The sequence below is a fragment of the Bartonella sp. AP258QHHD genome (assembly GCF_042196145.1).
GTDB lineage: Bacteria > Pseudomonadota > Alphaproteobacteria > Rhizobiales > Rhizobiaceae > Bartonella.
The window spans coordinates 46,300-63,058 of record NZ_JBHIPR010000002.1; the positions used below are offsets into that span (position 1 = coordinate 46,300).

General features: G+C 35.6%; 16 protein-coding genes. 8 read left to right on the plus strand and 8 right to left on the minus strand.

The window, feature by feature from the left end; all coding sequences use genetic code 11:
• Positions 1–52: 52 nt before the first annotated feature.
• The 7 genes from ACFIMM_RS00260 (at position 53) to ACFIMM_RS00290 (ending at position 8,960) form a co-directional block, all read left to right on the plus strand.
• Positions 53–412 carry a hypothetical protein gene (locus ACFIMM_RS00260; protein ID WP_375613125.1) on the plus strand — a complete coding sequence of 120 codons (360 nt, stop codon included), beginning with the start codon at positions 53–55 and terminating at the stop codon, positions 410–412.
• A 448-nt stretch (positions 413–860) separates the two neighbouring features.
• Entirely contained in the window at positions 861–2,243 is a 1,383-nt protein-coding gene (locus ACFIMM_RS00265) for an amino acid permease (RefSeq protein ID WP_375613124.1), read from the plus strand.
• Between the two features lie 942 nt (positions 2,244–3,185).
• Positions 3,186–3,347 carry a hypothetical protein gene (locus tag ACFIMM_RS00270; protein ID WP_375613123.1) on the plus strand — a complete coding sequence of 54 codons (162 nt, stop codon included), beginning with the start codon at positions 3,186–3,188 and terminating at the stop codon, positions 3,345–3,347.
• A gap of 122 nt (positions 3,348–3,469) precedes the next feature.
• Positions 3,470–3,883 (plus strand): hypothetical protein, encoded by a 414-nt coding sequence (locus ACFIMM_RS00275; RefSeq protein ID WP_375613122.1) that lies wholly within the window; start codon positions 3,470–3,472, stop codon positions 3,881–3,883.
• A gap of 363 nt (positions 3,884–4,246) precedes the next feature.
• Positions 4,247–4,648 carry a hypothetical protein gene (locus ACFIMM_RS00280; RefSeq protein WP_375613121.1) on the plus strand — a complete coding sequence of 134 codons (402 nt, stop codon included), beginning with the start codon at positions 4,247–4,249 and terminating at the stop codon, positions 4,646–4,648.
• 161 nt (positions 4,649–4,809) lie between these two features.
• Positions 4,810–5,259, plus strand: coding sequence for a hypothetical protein (locus tag ACFIMM_RS00285; protein WP_375611505.1), 450 nt, complete (start codon positions 4,810–4,812; stop codon positions 5,257–5,259).
• 947 nt (positions 5,260–6,206) lie between these two features.
• A complete protein-coding gene (locus ACFIMM_RS00290; protein ID WP_375682498.1) occupies positions 6,207–8,960 on the plus strand; it encodes an autotransporter outer membrane beta-barrel domain-containing protein in 2,754 nt (917 codons plus the stop codon).
• 258 nt (positions 8,961–9,218) lie between these two features.
• Here the strand turns inward: ACFIMM_RS00290 and ACFIMM_RS00295 are convergent, their stop codons facing one another.
• The 6 genes from ACFIMM_RS00295 to ACFIMM_RS00320 are packed head-to-tail and all read right to left on the minus strand — an operon-like array spanning position 9,219 to position 12,926.
• A complete protein-coding gene (locus ACFIMM_RS00295; protein WP_375682499.1) occupies positions 9,219–10,481 on the minus strand; it encodes an acetyl-CoA carboxylase biotin carboxylase subunit family protein in 1,263 nt (420 codons plus the stop codon).
• Positions 10,478–11,425: a DMT family transporter gene (locus ACFIMM_RS00300; protein WP_375613117.1), complete on the minus strand. Its 948-nt coding sequence runs from the start codon at positions 11,423–11,425 to the stop codon at positions 10,478–10,480. The genes ACFIMM_RS00295 and ACFIMM_RS00300 overlap by 4 nt, the downstream gene beginning before the upstream one ends.
• Entirely contained in the window at positions 11,422–11,619 is a 198-nt protein-coding gene (locus tag ACFIMM_RS00305; RefSeq protein ID WP_375683092.1) for a hypothetical protein, read from the minus strand. The genes ACFIMM_RS00300 and ACFIMM_RS00305 overlap by 4 nt, the downstream gene beginning before the upstream one ends.
• Positions 11,620–11,637: 18 nt before the next feature.
• On the minus strand, positions 11,638–12,039 hold the full coding sequence (locus ACFIMM_RS00310; protein WP_375682501.1) for a hypothetical protein: 402 nt from the start codon (positions 12,037–12,039) through the stop codon (positions 11,638–11,640).
• Positions 12,040–12,070: 31 nt separating this feature from the next.
• Complete coding sequence (locus ACFIMM_RS00315) at positions 12,071–12,628, minus strand: DUF6421 family protein (protein ID WP_375682502.1); 558 nt, start codon at positions 12,626–12,628, stop codon at positions 12,071–12,073.
• The gene (locus tag ACFIMM_RS00320; RefSeq protein ID WP_375611511.1) at positions 12,615–12,926 is read right to left on the minus strand and encodes a prephenate dehydratase domain-containing protein; all 312 of its coding nucleotides are present in this window, start codon (positions 12,924–12,926) and stop codon (positions 12,615–12,617) included. The genes ACFIMM_RS00315 and ACFIMM_RS00320 overlap by 14 nt, the downstream gene beginning before the upstream one ends.
• An 896-nt stretch (positions 12,927–13,822) precedes the next feature.
• Between ACFIMM_RS00320 and ACFIMM_RS00325 the strand changes: the two genes are divergently transcribed.
• A complete protein-coding gene (locus tag ACFIMM_RS00325) occupies positions 13,823–14,605 on the plus strand; it encodes an ATP12 family chaperone protein (RefSeq protein ID WP_375629042.1) in 783 nt (260 codons plus the stop codon).
• Positions 14,606–14,639: 34 nt separating this feature from the next.
• Here the strand turns inward: ACFIMM_RS00325 and ACFIMM_RS00330 are convergent, their stop codons facing one another.
• Entirely contained in the window at positions 14,640–15,185 is a 546-nt protein-coding gene (locus tag ACFIMM_RS00330; protein WP_375629043.1) for a hypothetical protein, read from the minus strand.
• A gap of 157 nt (positions 15,186–15,342) precedes the next feature.
• Complete coding sequence (gene glnA, locus ACFIMM_RS00335) at positions 15,343–16,752, minus strand: type I glutamate--ammonia ligase (RefSeq protein ID WP_375611514.1); 1,410 nt, start codon at positions 16,750–16,752, stop codon at positions 15,343–15,345.
• Positions 16,753–16,759 lie beyond the last annotated feature (7 nt).

Genomic DNA, 16,759 nt, shown 5'->3' on the forward strand with positions numbered 1-16,759 from the left:
TTATGAATTTTATAGTTTATTTTTGATATTTAAAATAAAAAAGGAGAAAGGAATGTTTAAAAGTGCTAAATTATGTGTTTCAATAACAGTTCTTTTTTTCTCTCAAATTCTTGAGATTCATGCAAATTTTAGGAGAGGTAGCTTTCCAGAGGAAGTTTTCATTATGATAGTGGCCCAAGAGAAAGAGCCTCTTATTTCAGCGAAAAACAAAGATTTTATTGCTATATCAGGGCAAATTCCCAGAGGTAAGGAGAACGCTATCATCGGACCAACAATCAAAGATGCTCTTTTTACCGTATATTTTTTTTTCATTGGAAAGCTTGTCGTTAAGGCAGCTGGAGTCCTTAAAAGATGGGTTGTAGATACACTTTCTCATACTTTTGAAAACTTGCGAGATTCGTATTATCATTAATTGAGCTATTCAATTGGCGTAAAAAGTTTTTTTATAAGCTCAAAGAGAGTTGGCTTAAAGTAACAAAAAATTAATTGTATGCATAGTTAATGTGTTTGTTATGAATTTTTAGGCTTCTATTTCAGTGCACTGAAATAGAAGCCTAAAAGTTTAGATTACATTAAGGTTAATTTTCTCTGTAAAAAACTAGAGAATACGAAATGAATTAAATGACAATTATGAAAAAATTCATTATCACTTTATTTGAATAAAATAATACGAAATTGTAGGCTATAAAAGCTGAATAATTCGCAATAAAAGTATTTTTTCATTGTTTAGAGCAAAGTGTTGGACTGGCTGGTCTTCGATGTTTTTTGAAATATATTTGTGAAAGAAACATGAGGCTTTATTTCTCATAGAGCTGTTATCGTGGTGTGGATTGTCAGCATTTCAAAAAGTAAGGAAAGAAATGGCAATAAATGAACTGAAAAGAGGGATGAGTAAGCGCCAAGTTATTTTTTTAGCTCTTGGTTCTGCTATTGGAACAGGTCTTTTTTATGGGTCTGCACAGGCAATTAAGCTTGCGGGTCCCAGTGTTTTGATTGCCTATTGTATTGCTGGTTTAGCTATTTTTATGGTTATGCGGGCTCTAGGAGAGATGATACTTCATAATCCATTGCCTGGTTCTTTTGCTCGTTATGCGGCAAATTACATATCACCATTAGCAGGTTTTTTAACGGGATGGACATATGTATTTGAGATGATTCTTGTTGGTTTGGCTGATATTACAGCTTTTGCGACTTATATGGGGTTTTGGTATCCTGATGTTGCTCCTTGGGTATGGGCACTGAGTATTACATTAATCATCACAGGTATTAATTTAGCGGCTGTAGAAGTCTATGGTGAACTAGAGTTTTGGCTATCTTCTATTAAAGTTATCGCTATCATTGCGATGATTATTTTAGGAATAGCAATTATTTTTTGGGGGTGGGGTGAAGGTGCAGATTTTTCTACCGTTACTGTTCATAATTTATGGAAAAATGGTGGACTTTTTCCCAATGGTTGGTTTGGTTTTTTAGCTTGCTTTAGTGTTGTTGTTTTTGCTTTTGGTGGCATAGAAATCATTGGCATGGCAGTTATGGAAGTTCAAAACCCTCATCAAACGATTTCAAAGGCAATTAATTCTACTCCAGTTCGTATTTTGCTTTTTTACGTCATGACGTTAGCTATTTTAATGTCTCTTTATCCTTGGAATGAGATTGGTCTCATGGATAGCCCTTTTGTATCCATTTTTGAAAATCTTGGGATTTCATATGCAGCAAATATTTTAAATATTGTTGTTGTTACAGCGGCTATTTCAGCAATGAATAGTGGAATGTATGGTGCTTGTCGTATGATCCATGGTTTATCGCAGGAAGGTTATGCTTTAAAAAAGTTTCAATATTTATCAAAAAACGGTATACCAGTTTTTGTTATTTTGATGATCTTCGGTATTTTTCTTCTTGGTGCTGTCCTTAATTATTTTTATCATGAAAAGCTTTTTTTTCTTATTGCTGCAATGGCAACATTTGCGACAGTTTTTGTTTGGATGATGATTCTACTTTCACAATTTTTTATGCGAATTAAGATGCCTAAAGAAGCTCAGAATGGTTTAAAATTTCCCATTCCATTTTGGCCAATAGGATCGATTTTTTCTATTTTATTTATGGTTTTTATTTTTATTCTCCTATGGTATTTTGATGAGACACGACCAGTTTTAATTATAGGTGTTATTTGGATTGCTTGGCTTGTTATTTGTTTCTATGCACTTAAACTTTATAATTTTAAGCAAAAGAAGCTGAATAAAATGTGAATAGAGAAAAAACTCAAAACAAATAGCTGATGTCATCAGGAGAACAGGTGTTTGATTGTTTTCTCTAAAGGTTAGAACAATCTAGATTGAAAAAATCTGCTCGTTATTATTTTGCTTTGGAAGTTTTTGTGAACCATTGTTTACGGTAACGACAAAATCATATAAATATTAGGCGTTTTTTTGATGGTGAGCTGTGCCATCAATATAAGTCTTTCAGGTTAAAATGCCTAACAGTGCAAATAGATTTTACCAGATACATGATTATAGGCAGATATCTTTTTCTAAACGTATTAATGAAGTTCTGTTTCACGAAAGAAGTTATTGTAAGAATTGTTTTTTAGCTCTTTAAAAAATTGGTTGTTTAAATTTTGTTGTTTAGAAAATTACTATTGCTTTTAGAAGCGAAGATAAAGTTCTTTATGTATTTTTTCTCAAAGAGGATTGGCGTTGGTAGAAAATAGTGGATAACAAAGTTACATGAGGCATTGTATCATTGTTTTTACAAAAACTTTAATAAACAGCAGCAAGGTATTACAATAAAATCTCATAGAAGAGTAAATTAAAGAGAACAATGAACGTGTGACAGTTTTACGATTCTTATTGCTCTCACAAGAGGAAGGATCAAACTTATTTTTTAATATTGATACAAGAGTAATTTTTATCACAAGTGGAGGCGGACAAAATGCACTCCGCAACTGTATTTCGGTGCAAAATTATTCGATATTACCATAAAAGGCGCTCAAGAACACTACAACCAGCAAAAAAATCATCGGAAAGTGGCTTTTTACACGAGAAATCTTCCAATAGCTCTGAACACACACAACAACAATTCTCTCTATCCTTGAGGCAACAGGCAATGTTGATATGGATGTACAATGAGATGCTACGATTATTGCTTCTCATCTGATTTCTGGTCAAGATATCAATGTAATGGGGGAAAGTATGACGATTGTTGGCATGACAGACCATCATAGCAGCCATTCACAGACGCATGAAACAGGTTTTGATGGGAATAAATTTGACTTTGTAAGCAGAATTATTGGCGGTAATGGCTATACCTACGAAACGATACCTGCTGGCAGTAACGTTTGGATAGAATGGTAGAGAGTGGCTACAAATCCCATAAATCCCCATACCTGTCTTGGAGATGCGGGTCCAAAATGCCAAAAATTTTATGGCACATCTCATTTAGAACAAAAGCCTTGAATTAGATCATGGAGTAAAAAATGAAACACATCGTAAAATTATTAAGTGCTGTAACTTTGTTAAGTATAGCTGGATGTCAGTTTAATAAGCCTCCTTCAGGATATTTGACTGCTTGGGAAAAACCAGGAGCAGATTTTACAGAGATAGGAAAAGGCTTGTTAGAATGTGGTATGCCAACTCCTTATGATGTCGATCCAGAAAACAGAAAGCAGAGCATCAATGCAAAAGCAACAACTTATGCTTGCATGCTTCAATCAGGTTTCCGCTATAAAGATGAAGAGGTAGCAAGAGCGGGTGGACCATGTTATACTTTTAGAGCCGAAAACTTGCCGATTTGTCGTTCAGGCGCAGTCATCCCGAGGCGCAGTGTCAAGAAGCGCTTGAACAGCCCTTTTTGTAAAAAATATAAAAATGCACCTGAATGCAAACCTTAAGTCTTGCTGTTTGTGACGATCACAATCCCTACCTTCATGTTTCTCATACCCGTACGCGGGGGGCTTAATTCAGCATGTCAATGCTATTTATTTATGGGTACCACAACTGTTGGCGCAATAATATGAAATATCTATTTTGGTTATAATCAAAATATTGATAATAATTATAAGCATATCGTTGATAGATAGATGATTTTAGTAATAATTTTACCGTATTTTTGATATAATAATTATGGCATAATCTTCGGAAAGATAAAAATAATATAGGTTGATAATGTTCATCATTGTTTTGGAAATAAAAAACAGCATGTAAAATAATTTATAGATTGTTTCGTAATATCAAAATTACTCAAGGATAGGAAAATGAAGCAGATTTTAAAATTATTAAGCGGGATAACCTTATTTGTTATGGCTGGATGCTACCCTGAGCAGCCTTCTCGAACAGCTGTAGATGCATGGGAAAAATCAGGTGCTGATCAGCTTGAGATCAAAAAAGCTCTGTTAGAATGTGGAATACAGCATCTTGATGGTCGTCTTGATACAGAAACAAGTACTGATGAGAAATTCAATGCTGAGGAGTCTGTGAATGCATGTATGATCCAAGCAGGTTTCCAAGATAAATTGGGAAGAATGAAGTGGTGTGAGAAATATAAAAATCTTCCAATTTGTCAGCCTGATGCAGTTATTCCTCAGCGAAGTGTAGAGAGGCGTTTGAATAGTCCTCATTGTGAAGAGCATAAAGAACAACCTGAATGTCAACCTTAAGTATTGAGGCTGCTGTAATCAAAAATCCTTCCATTCTTGTTTTTGCATGGGGGGTGGGATTGTTTCTTCAATATCTATATGCTAACAAAAGTCATCTTGCGTGTGAGAAAATATTAGAAGACTTATCAGTCTTTCTATCGTAAATATTGACGGAGGGGGAAATGAAAAAAACATTGAAATTATTGATTGCTATAATTTTATTAAGCTCTGCTGGGTGTATTAGCAAACCTCCCCCATCGACGTTAGAATTATGGGAAAAGTCTGGTGTCAGTAAGTCTATGGTCCAACAAGCACTGTCAAAATGTGGTTGGAAACCAATCTACGCTTCTTCTAAAAATATGGATTCGCGTGCAAGTGATTTTGCAGCAGTTTATGAGTGCATGACTAAAGCAGGTTATCGGTACAAATTACAAGATTCAAAGGGAATCTATTTTTCATCAACGCCGCGAAGTGATTCATTTTTAGTCAATTTAATGGTAGCAGGGTATCAGCAGGTTATGGACAATGATACTTTTGGTGTAACCAATTCGACACAACAAGAGCGAGATTTGATGTTACGTTTTGAAAATGATAAAAAGCGCCAGAAAATAAAAAAAGCTTTGCACAAGTGATCATCAACAGTAGAACGTTAATTTTTAAAGCAATAATTAAATAAAAATATTAAACGGGAGAAGAGAGAAATATAGCTCTTTTGTCTCTAATGTAGTTATATTCATCAGCTACGAGATTGGCAATAGTGTTGTTGTCAGATGATGCTAGCGGAGGATAGTGAGTTGTTGTTTAGAGAAATTTATTCAATATAAAGAATGGCAAATAATAGCTTTGCTAAAATATCTTCTTTAACGATAATAAACAGATAGCTTTCATAGAGCTAATTTTGATGAAATTTTATTTTGGTGTTTTTTAAGTTCAGAATGGTGAGTGTTTTACTGTATTTTAGATTTTATCAAAAGATCTAAAATATTACATTTATTAATTCAAATCATTGATGATAGGGTATTAGGAGAAGTTTTTTATTTATTCAAATTTCTTTGTTAGATATCTAGCATTTTTAATATAGAAATTGTGTACATTAGCTTATACATTAGTGTGCAATTTCTTGTTTTTTTGTTGTAGTTGAAGAGATGATGCGGTTATAGATTTCGTATACTGTATCTTTTTGTTCTGTGTTTTATTAAAACGTTTTAATCGTTTAATCTTAGAAGTCATTCTCATTTTGTTGTATTTTTATTTTTTGGTGGTGAGATAAATTGAATATTATATCTCTTCAAAATTCGCATTTTTTACGTTTTTTTAAGATTGGTTTTTTGGCCTTTTGTAATTACAGTTTCCAGCGGTTTTTGAGATGCATTCTTTAAAGGGATTTTCATCCTAAATGGTATTTTTAAACTTTTTGTTCTTTCTTTACATAAAACACAAAACATATTATTGAATGCTATGATTTTATCATGAAAAATAAAATAATTTTGTTTGTTTTATTCTTGTTGTGTTTAATTTGTGGTTTATTTTTTTGCCAGCATTTTTTGTTTTTGTTGAAAAAAGAAAGTTTTGAAAAACAATGATAATCAAGGTATCTAACAATCACTTGTATTCGTGCGTTTTTACAGCAGCTATTTTTTCTTTTTTGTTAAATATAAATATTGAGGCACATTCTCATTCATATACATCACTGTCATGTGACAAAAACAAATTACCTTATGAATGCAGTGATGGTTCAAAGCATACAATTAGTGATAAAGTATATAAATTCACGGCGCCTGTTAAAGAAACGAATGGGGAGGATTGTTCTCTCATGTTACCTGCTGCTATAGTAGTGCAGGAGCCAAATACAGTTATTCAGGCAACGCGTGTAGAGGTTGAAGGGACTGCGGGTATAGAAGATATTTATGGTGTTTTTGTATCACGAGGGGGAAAAATTGTTTTGAGCGATTCAGCTTTTAAAAATGTATCAATAGGTCTTAAAGCTGATAATGGAATGATTGAGGTTGATCGTGGAACAATTGAGGCTTTTCAGATTGCTGCTTATGCAGAGAAGCGAGGAGCATCTGTTACGTTAACGAATACAAAAATTAAAGTGGAAGGTTTGGGTATCGGTCAAGAGAGTGCTCTTTTCGTTAGTGCTGATGCGGGTATTCAGATGAAAAGTGGATTTATTGATGTGAATGATGCTGCTGCGCTTTATGTGGGGAGAGGGGGGAGTGCGACTTTAGATGGTGTTACCATTGCTTCAAAATATCAAAAAACAGAAGACAAAGAAAATACAAATGAAAAAATTACACATACAGTTTTCAATGTAAAACATCAGGGTTCTGTTTATGTAAAAAATACGAATATTATTTCTACGGATGTTCATGTTTTAACAGTTGGACAAGATTCTAACACGCCATCCAATAACGGCAGGGAAGGAAATATTTTAATTTCGCGGGTTAATATTGAAGATTCAACAATTAAAGCAATAGGTAACAAACATGGTATGTATTTTGAGAGGGATGAGGAAAATGATGCGTATGAACAGGGGCTTGTCTTTTTGAAAAGGACGATTTTTGAGGTTCCAGATGGGACAGCTGTTCATAGTCATAACAGTCGTATTTATATTGGAGTAACAGAAGGTACAAAAATTTTTGGTGACTTATTATTAACAGCTGAAAAAGGGGGAAGTGTAGCGATTTTGGCTAATTCTTCTTCATTGATAGGAGGGACTCGTGTTGCCGATGATTCTATTGCTGAGCTTTATTTAACAGGGGGATCAAAATGGTTTTTGACAAAAAGAAGAGAGATCGATTTGCAAGTTGCAAACCGTACAAGTTCGTCTATTTCATTTGTGAAAGTTTCTGATAGTTTTATTGCTTTTGAGACTCCAATGTTTCAGGAGTATCAGACACTTCATATTGGGAAGGGAGAAAAAGAAGTTTATAGTGCGCAAGATAGGGCAGATATTTATCTCAATACGCATCTCAGTAGTGATGGTTTGCTCGATAATACAAAAACTGATCGGCTTTTAATACATGGTGATGTTTCTGGAAAAACAACAGTTTATGTGCAATTTGTTGCAGGAAATCAGGGTGAGATAGCAACCGGTGAAAATGCTCATAGTATTTCACTTATTCAGGTTTCTGGAAAAGCGGCAGAGGATTCTTTTCAGTTAAATCGTGCTTATATCGCATTAGAGGGTTTGCCTTACCAATATTATCTTCATGCTTATGGTCCAGCTTCTGCTCTTGGAAATGCACAAACTTCTCAAAGATTGGTTGAAGGAGATGGAGATTTTTGGGATTTTCGCCTTGAAAGTAAATATATTCAGCCTGCTTTAGAGGTGTCTGCTATTCCCCCTTCTGAGTTAAAGGTCAGAGAGGTTGTTCCACAAGTTCCGACCTATCTTTTGTTACCAAATGCGTTGTTTCATGTTGGGCTCATGGATATTAGTCATCAACAAAAGCAGTTGCAAGTTAGGCGGTCTATTCCTCGTAAATTATTAAAAGTTGAAGGGAACTTTGCTTTATCTGTCCACGGTTATGGTGGGAGTTATCGTTATGTCTCAGATCTTTCTACACTTAAATATGGGTACGATGGTCATGTTGATTATAACGCTATAAAAACAGATATTTTGCTCAAAACAATAGAGCGTGCATATAGTACGACATCTTTTGGGATTATGGGAACCTATGGAAAGCTTTCCTTACAACCTCATAACGTGGAACAAAGTCAAAAGAGTACATTTAATAAATGGTCATTTACGGCATATGCTAGTGTGAAACATTACACTGATTTTTATATAGATAGTTTTTTATCTTATGGTTTGTTTAAAGGGGATGTGCGTAGCCGTGTTTGGGGTAAGACGGCGACATTAAAAGCAAATCCTTTGAACGTGTCGTTTTCTGCTGGTAAAGTGTCTATGACAGGATATAGAGATCTTATTTTTGATCCGCAACTTCAGCTTATTTATCAACATCTTCAATTTGATAAGTTTCGTGATATTGATGGATTTGATGTTGAGATGAAAAAAATAGATCAATGGTTTATGCGTGTTGGTGGGCGTTTAAGTAAAACATTTACAGCCTCTGAAAAGGATCGTATCATTTCTTTTTATGGAAATATTCATCTTGCTCATTGTTTTGGTAAAGAACAATTTGTTCATTTTAAAGATGTTTTTCAGTTGAGTTCTTTTGGTTCTTCCTTAGAAGTTGGCTTGGGTGTCAATTCACAGTTTTCTTCTAAAGTTACACTTCACAGTGATCTTAGCTATCAGCATAGGTTAACCAAGGCTGGTTTTTCTGGAGTTCGTTTTTCTGGTGGATTGCGCTATCATTTTTAAGCAATCTTTTTAAAAATAATAAATGTGATTTTCGAAGTCTTGTTCTACTATCGGAATTAAAACCATTGTTTGTGCAGAATTTTTTAATAATGGTACCATGTGCTTTAATAAATATGAAAATATCATGTTGATTTATTTTTATCTACTATAGCATTTCTCAAATGTTTTAAAAAATTTGTCCATCTGATAAACAGATTAAAATGAGAAAATCCTACAATATCGGGGTTCTTATTCAATATGAATAAAGATAAATTATCATTATAAATCAATGTTTTGCCATATGATGCTTAAGGTGTCATCGAGCCATTTGTGGTAATTGCGTGCTTCTTCGTTTGAGTTATGAACAGAGAAAATAAAACCAGGATATCCACCAAATGCTGGTGGAGGTGGTGAAAGATGATTGGTTTCAAAGAAAATGATAGTTCTGGCGGTTTGAGGATGCTGTGCAACCTTATCGAGACCTAAAAATCCAGAAAACCGTCCATGACCACGAAGAGGAATAATATAATTTGCCGCCACTTTTTCAGCTGGGAGTATATCGGGAAGGTCTAAGTTTTTTTCAGCTAAAGCGGCATTCATACATAGTTTTGCAAATGAAATCCCTGTACCTTGCTCAACAATAAAATGGGAGACACCCGATCCACCTATACGAGCGCCAATCTCAATGATATAAGGTAAATTATGAGCATCTAGGCGTAGCTCTACATGGGCAGCACCTATATTTATACCAAGAGCTTTAACTCCAGAGCATGCCGCCTCACATAAAGCAATAATTAAAGGATCATCTATATCACAGCGTTGACGATAAATTGTTTCTTCAAACCATGGTCCCTCAGGCTGTCCCTTGTCTCCAATGGCCAGAACGTGTACACCTGCTGTATCAACAAAGCATTCTACGACAAACTCTTTTCCTGGCAAATACTGTTCTACTACTAAACCTACAGGTTTATTTTTATCATTAAAACGTGCCATGTCTTTATGCTGAACATTCCATACGGCTTTAATGAGATCAGGAAGTTCGGCGGAATTTTTAGCTAACATTACGCCTGTACTTGCCCATCCAGAGACGGGTTTAATAACGAGTGGATAATCCAAGGCTTGTGTTTGTGATAGGTCTTCTAGATGATCTATATAAAAGAATCCTGGTGTTCTTAAGCCTGCTTTAGCGAAAGCTTGACGCATGAGATATTTATTTCTGGTTAATGCTGCTACTTCTGGTTCAATACTTGGAGTATTGATTTTTTTTGCAGCCAAAGCTGTCCATAGGATGGCTTCTTCGCGAAGGGTCATAACCCCAGAAATATTGCGTTCTTTTGCTTCCGTTGCAAAAGTGTCTAGAGCTGCCTCTGGGTTATCAAAAACAGGAAGTTGCCAAGTTGAAGTTACTGCTGCGGGGTGTTGAGAGGGAACGCTTTCAGCGGTATCATAGATCATTACTAATTCGATATTAGCTGCTTGTGCTGCTTCAAATATAAATGGTAATTTTGCATTGCGCTGGCAAACTAACGCGAGTTTTTTCATTTTGTTTCCTCATTAAATTTGGAGTTTTGAGAATGGCGTTTATGTTGCCATGTAGATACCTTTGATGCATCTATAAATAAGAGTGTCATCCCTATAACAACTACAATCATAGCAATTATTTTGATCATATTGAGAGAAGGGCTCGAGCCGATTATCCATTCACATGCAATCACTGCAAAAGGGGATAATACGCCGATAGTGTTGGCGTATAATACGCCTCCTTCGGCTAAAACTTTTTGATATAATACGTAAACTGGTGCCGAGCAAACAGTTCCTAAAATCAATATTTTAAATATATCTTCTAACTTAAGATAGAAGAGTGGGGCAGGATCAAAAATAAATAATGGCATAAATGATGCTGCAGAAATTGTCGTGATCCAAGCCAGTGAGGTGAGCAAAGGTAGATTTTTAAGATAACGTTTAGACAATAAGCCATAAGCAGAATAAGAAAGTGCTGCTGTTAAGGCAAGCACTACTCCTATCAGGTTATAATATCCACCTTCTCCACTATTTATATTGAATACTACAGCTGCTACACTGACAATTATCACTCCACTAAGCTTCAGCCATGAGAATTTAAGGACATTTGTCAATGCACCTAATATATAAGTAATTCCTGGAATAGTAGCGAGCACCATGGTTAAATCACTGGCTTTGAGCGATTTTAATGCACCAAAGCTGCATACAAAATACAGCGAAAATCCTAACACTGAGAGAATTAAAAAAGAAGGTATCATGGAAAGCAATGGTAGGGATCTGAAAACAGCTTTCTCACGAAATATTGCAATCAGCCATAAGGTGGCAGCGGTGGCAAACAACCTAAGTCCAACCGCATGCATGACGGGTATATTGCTAACCAAATTCTTAGATAATAACCAACTTATGGAAAACAATGCTAGAATGGCAAAAGTAAATAATAATAATCGTCCTTTTATAAAACTCAATGATTTAATCCTCTAATCACTCGCTGTGCATAAGATGATGTTGAAAAATTAAATCGTGACTGTGAAGTTTGCGGCTTACCAAGATTATTTTGGATATAATCTTTAGCTCCTGCCAAATAAGCGTCATCATCTAATGCTTCAAGTGCTTCTATATCTGCTATCATCAATATTATTACTTTTTCAAGACGCTCCAAATCAAATTGAAGATAACCTTAATTTGTTTCAATCAATGCTTTGTTCCGCATCAATATTTCAAAAAGCAAGATCCCTGTACCAGCATCGAATGTCATATGCTGATCAGAATCTTTTGGATAACGAAATATGCGTTCTAATAGGATAAATTCAGTTATTTCTTTCCAAAATTTTGGATGATTTTGTAGCATAATACGCACTGTAATTAAATCAACTTTAGTTTCTTCTAGAAGACCTGTAAACCAATTTAATTTTATATACAGATTTTTATCCAATGGCCGCGGTCCGGTATGATGTGCATAGTCATGATAATAGCCCCACAAACAGCGAGCATCGTAAATGTCTTCTTTAGATAAGTTACGACTATGCAATTGACCGAACAGGAATTTACTATCTCGACCGAGTAAACGTTCAGCTTCCACAATTGTTTGCTTGTTGTAAATATCAAAGAATTTACTGAAAAAAAAACAAAGCAAATGCTTGCTTATCAATTTTTTGAGCAGCTGCTACAGATTCTGGGAATAGAACAATGCAATTGCCTTCTAAAAAACCTCTTGATGCTATTCCCATTTTTATACATTGAAATGGTGATACATAATTATTTGTATATTTTGAGGCGTCAGCAAGATAGGCCGTTTCATGACGATATCCTGTAACTAATTCCAGCCGGAATCCTTCTGGATCAGGTCCATTTGTTGCACGCATTGGAGCCAAGAAAAACAAGGGCGCATCTGGTAATGGGGCTTTGAAAGCAGCCAAAGTGTTATCAAATTTAGGAGGGGTCGTTAAACCGCTGATCATCCACTGATGAAGATCATCAGAAGTGGTCGCTAAAAGTTTTGGAGATAATCCGTCAAGAATATTGGCATGGTGGTTCAGCAGAGTGATCAATTCATTGATCATATTATTATCTGCTGAAGTTGGTTCTTTAATGCTCCCATCTCGTTCTTGGCGCATACGGAATTTGTCAACCAAGTTAACAATGGAAAGAAGCGCTTCAGATTTTTTCATGATGAGTTGACTTTAGTGAGTGGAGCAAAAAGGCCATTGGCACTTGTCCAAAATTTTCGACAATACTCAGCCTATAGCGATTTGCCGCAACCGATGTTGTGATACAAGCATCTGCTTTTTCAGCCTTACAAAGAACGGCTGCATCAGCATTGCTGTTGGCAAATACTTTGTCATATTGATGAGCTACCAGAGATTGCGGGGCAGGATGAGACGCTATGGTTTTAATTTCATCAGCGTTATTGCGTTTAGCTAAAACCATAGAGTGAGTAGGCATGATAAAGCTGTCAAATAATTGCATATCACCTAAACGGGTAAATATGAGTGTATGCAAATCAGGGTAAGCAGCACAACTTAAGAGATAAGCATCTTTTGTTTGAGCAAGTTCATTAAATGCTTCTTCAAGAGTTGCGTATTATATAATACGGGATCTCGAGTCAGTGGACAAAATATTTTTATTGTGATTGTCAAGCCACCACTGTGTTGCTGCTGCACAGTTAGTATCTGCAGGGCCAAGTGTATAGATAAAAGCATTATTTTCAGATTACATAATCTCTATTCTTTTAATTATGCGACTAAATTTAAATTAGTGTGATATGATAGAGTATATCAAGAACAATGCGTTAAGTAATTTAGTGCTTTATAAAATAATGTATATATGAAAGAAAATTTACAATTATAATTTTGTCTGTTCATTATTCTATCATGCCGTAAAACAGCGTCTTTTAGGGGAGTAATTGAGCAGAAAAATTCTATGCAGGGTATTTATTGGATATGTTAGAGAATTATTGAAATGGTTAAGCGAAGGTGAATGACACGTAAACCGTACTGCTCTATCATTTTTTGGATGAGCAGCGTTTTTGAATCTGTTCATATTGATAATACTATTGTAGGTGAATAATAAGCAAATTGGTAAGGCATGAACATCTTTGCCATAAAACTCAATATGTTTAACTTCTTAATTAAGATAATACTTTTAGAAATTGTTTTACTATTATGATTGTATTAAATATATAAAAGGCAATCATCATTGTCTTGTTTGTAAAAGAAACATGAAATATAACTCTTAAATCAGATTGAGATTGGTAAGATTTTTTTCTTCTTTGGAATCGTTAAGAAGGTCAGATTAAACCTTATTCAAGCTACAGAACCTAAAGAAACAGTCGTTTTTTTTGAAAAGATCAGAGGTAAACAAATATGCGTGAGATTTTGGATCATGTTGATATGCCATTGAATAAGAAGAGTTCTGTTCAAAAGGTTCAAAATCTTTCATTCCAATCACACCCAAAACGGTTTTATAAGCAAGTGAAGATCGCTTGTGAGGAGGGCGGCTTTACGATTTTGTTGGATGAACGTCCTGTAAAAACGCCCGCAAGGCGTCATTTTCATGTGCCAACAGAAGTGTTTGCTGAATATGTTGCTCAGGAATTTGAGAACCAAAAGCACGTTGTTGATCCTGCAAAAATGCCGATGACGCGTTTGGTTAATACTGTTATTGATGGTATCGCTGATGATATGCAGGCGGTTTTTGAAGATTTATTGCGTTTCGTTGCATGTGATATGATCTTTTATCGTGCACAAACACCTAAAGAGTTGGTGCAAAAACAATCTGAGCAATGGGATCCTTTATTAGATTGGGCAGAAAAAAAACTGGGTGCAAGGTTTTATTTGACAGAAGGGCTGATGCATGTGGAACAATCACCAGAAGCACTTCAAGCAGTCAGTAATTATTTACGTAGAGTTGAGTCTGCTTATATGCTTGCTGCACTTCATATGATGACAACATTAACGGGATCTGCTCTCATTGCTCTTGCTGTTGCAGCGGGAAACATTGATGCTGATCATGCTTGGTCTATTGCCTATTTAGATGAAGATTGGATGATGGAGCAATGGGGAACGGATAAAGAAACAATAGCACGCCGTTCTCATAAAAAAGTTGAATTTAAGGCTGCTGCTACAATTGTTACAACTTGTTTATAGGGGAAAATCTTTTATTTACGTGCATTCTTTTCGCTCAGAGTATTTTTGTGACTTTTTGAGGATTGGTTTTTACTTTATCAAGTCCAGGAAATAGTTCATTGGTTATGGTTAAGAGCGCTTCGTCATTACCACGGATAAAATACCATTGGTTATCGTGAAGTAGGGCAATAATTTCAGTTTGAATAGAGCATTTTTTTCCAGCATTTGTTGTGGTTACAAGCTCCACGGGTATAACAAAATAAGGGGTACCATTATCAAGGGTACCTTCACGTTTTTGTTTTTGATCAATGTTGATCGTTTCAATCTTGTAACTTTCTGCCAACCGTTCTATTTGGCTTTTCATGATTTGTAGAAATTGTGATTGATTAAGATTTTTTTGGGCGGTTAAGCGGTTGATGACTTGGGGAGGAATAGCATTTAAGATGGCATTTGCATCGGCATTTTTAAGTGCTTTACTATAAGCAGATGTTGCTTTCTCAAGAGTTGTAAGTTTTTGGTTGGTTATTGTATGTGCTTTAGTTGTTGATGTGATAAAGACAATGCATAAAAGAACGGGAACGAGAAAACAAATTCGCGGCATTAGAAACCTTTGTTAATTCATTTGAAGAGATTCAACATATTATAAAGGAAAAGCAGATGAGCAAAAAGCCTCTTGCGCCCTTGCATGAGAAGAATATCCACAAAAATGGAGGCTTTGACCTCCATTTTGAAAATCAAAGGAATACGTATTGATATGTTTAAACAGAATAGTACATATCAAATTCAACAGGATGGGGTGTTGTTTCGTAGCGCAAAACTTCTTGCATCTTTACTTGAATGAAGGAATTAATCTGATCATCATCAAAAACGTCGCCAGCTTTAAGAAAGCCACGATCTTTATCGAGTGCTTCAAGCGCTTCACGCAGGCTTCCTGAAACAGTAGGGATTTCTTTAAGTTCCTTTAAGGGAAGATCATAAAGATCTTTATCCATAGCATGTCCGGGATGAATTTTGTTTTTGATACCGTCAAGACCAGCCATTAAAAGGGCTGCAAATGCCAAATAGGGATTTGCTGTTGGGTCTGGAAAACGAACTTCTACGCGTTTTGAATTTGGTGAGGAGCTCATTGGAATACGGCAAGATGCAGAACGATTACGTGCTGAATAGGCAAGAAGAACAGGAGCTTCATAACCAGGAACCAAACGTTTATAGGAGTTTGTAGATGGGTTGGTAAAAGCATTTATTGCTTTTGCGTGCTTAATAACACCACCGATAAAAAACAGACAGGTTTCTGATAGTCCAGCATATTCATTTCCTGCAAAAATGGGTTTGCCATCTTTCCAAATGGAAATGTGGACATGCATTCCAGAGCCGTTATCACCAAAAACTGGTTTTGGCATGAAGGTTGCTGTTTTCCCATAACTGTTTGCTATTTGATGTACAACATATTTAAAAATTTGCATCTTGTCAGCCTCGCGAACAAGTGTATCAAAACGAATACCCAATTCATGTTGGCCCGCTGCTACTTCGTGATGGTGTTTTTCGACCTGTACACCCATATCTTTGAGTGCTGTGAGCATTTCAGAACGCATATCTTGGCAGGAATCAATCGGCGGAACAGGAAGGTAGCCTCCCTTTATTCGTGGGCGATGCCCTAGATTTCCTGTTTCATATTCCGTATCATCATTAGAGGGAAGTTCACTTGAATCGAGTTTAAACCCTGTGTTGTAAGGGTCCGTTTTATAGCGCACATCATCAAAGATAAAAAACTCTGCTTCTGGACCCACATTGATTGTATCTCCAATGTTTAAAGATTTCATATACACCTCAGCCCTTTTGGCGATAGAACGAGGATCTCTACGATAAAACTCACCAGAGACAGGATCAAGTACATCACAAAATATGACCAAAGTAGATTGAGCAAAAAAAGGATCAATATGTGCTGTTGCTGGATCTGGCATTAAAACCATGTCAGATTCATTAATTGTTTTCCAACCAGCAATTGAAGAACCATCAAACATGACACCATCACTAAAAGTATCCTCGCTGATCTCTGCGATATCCATTGTAATGTGATGCAATTTTCCTCGTGGATCAGTAAAACGTAAATCAACAAAACGGATTTCGTTGTCTGTAATCTGTTTGATAATATCTGATGCGGTTGTCATATTCAAT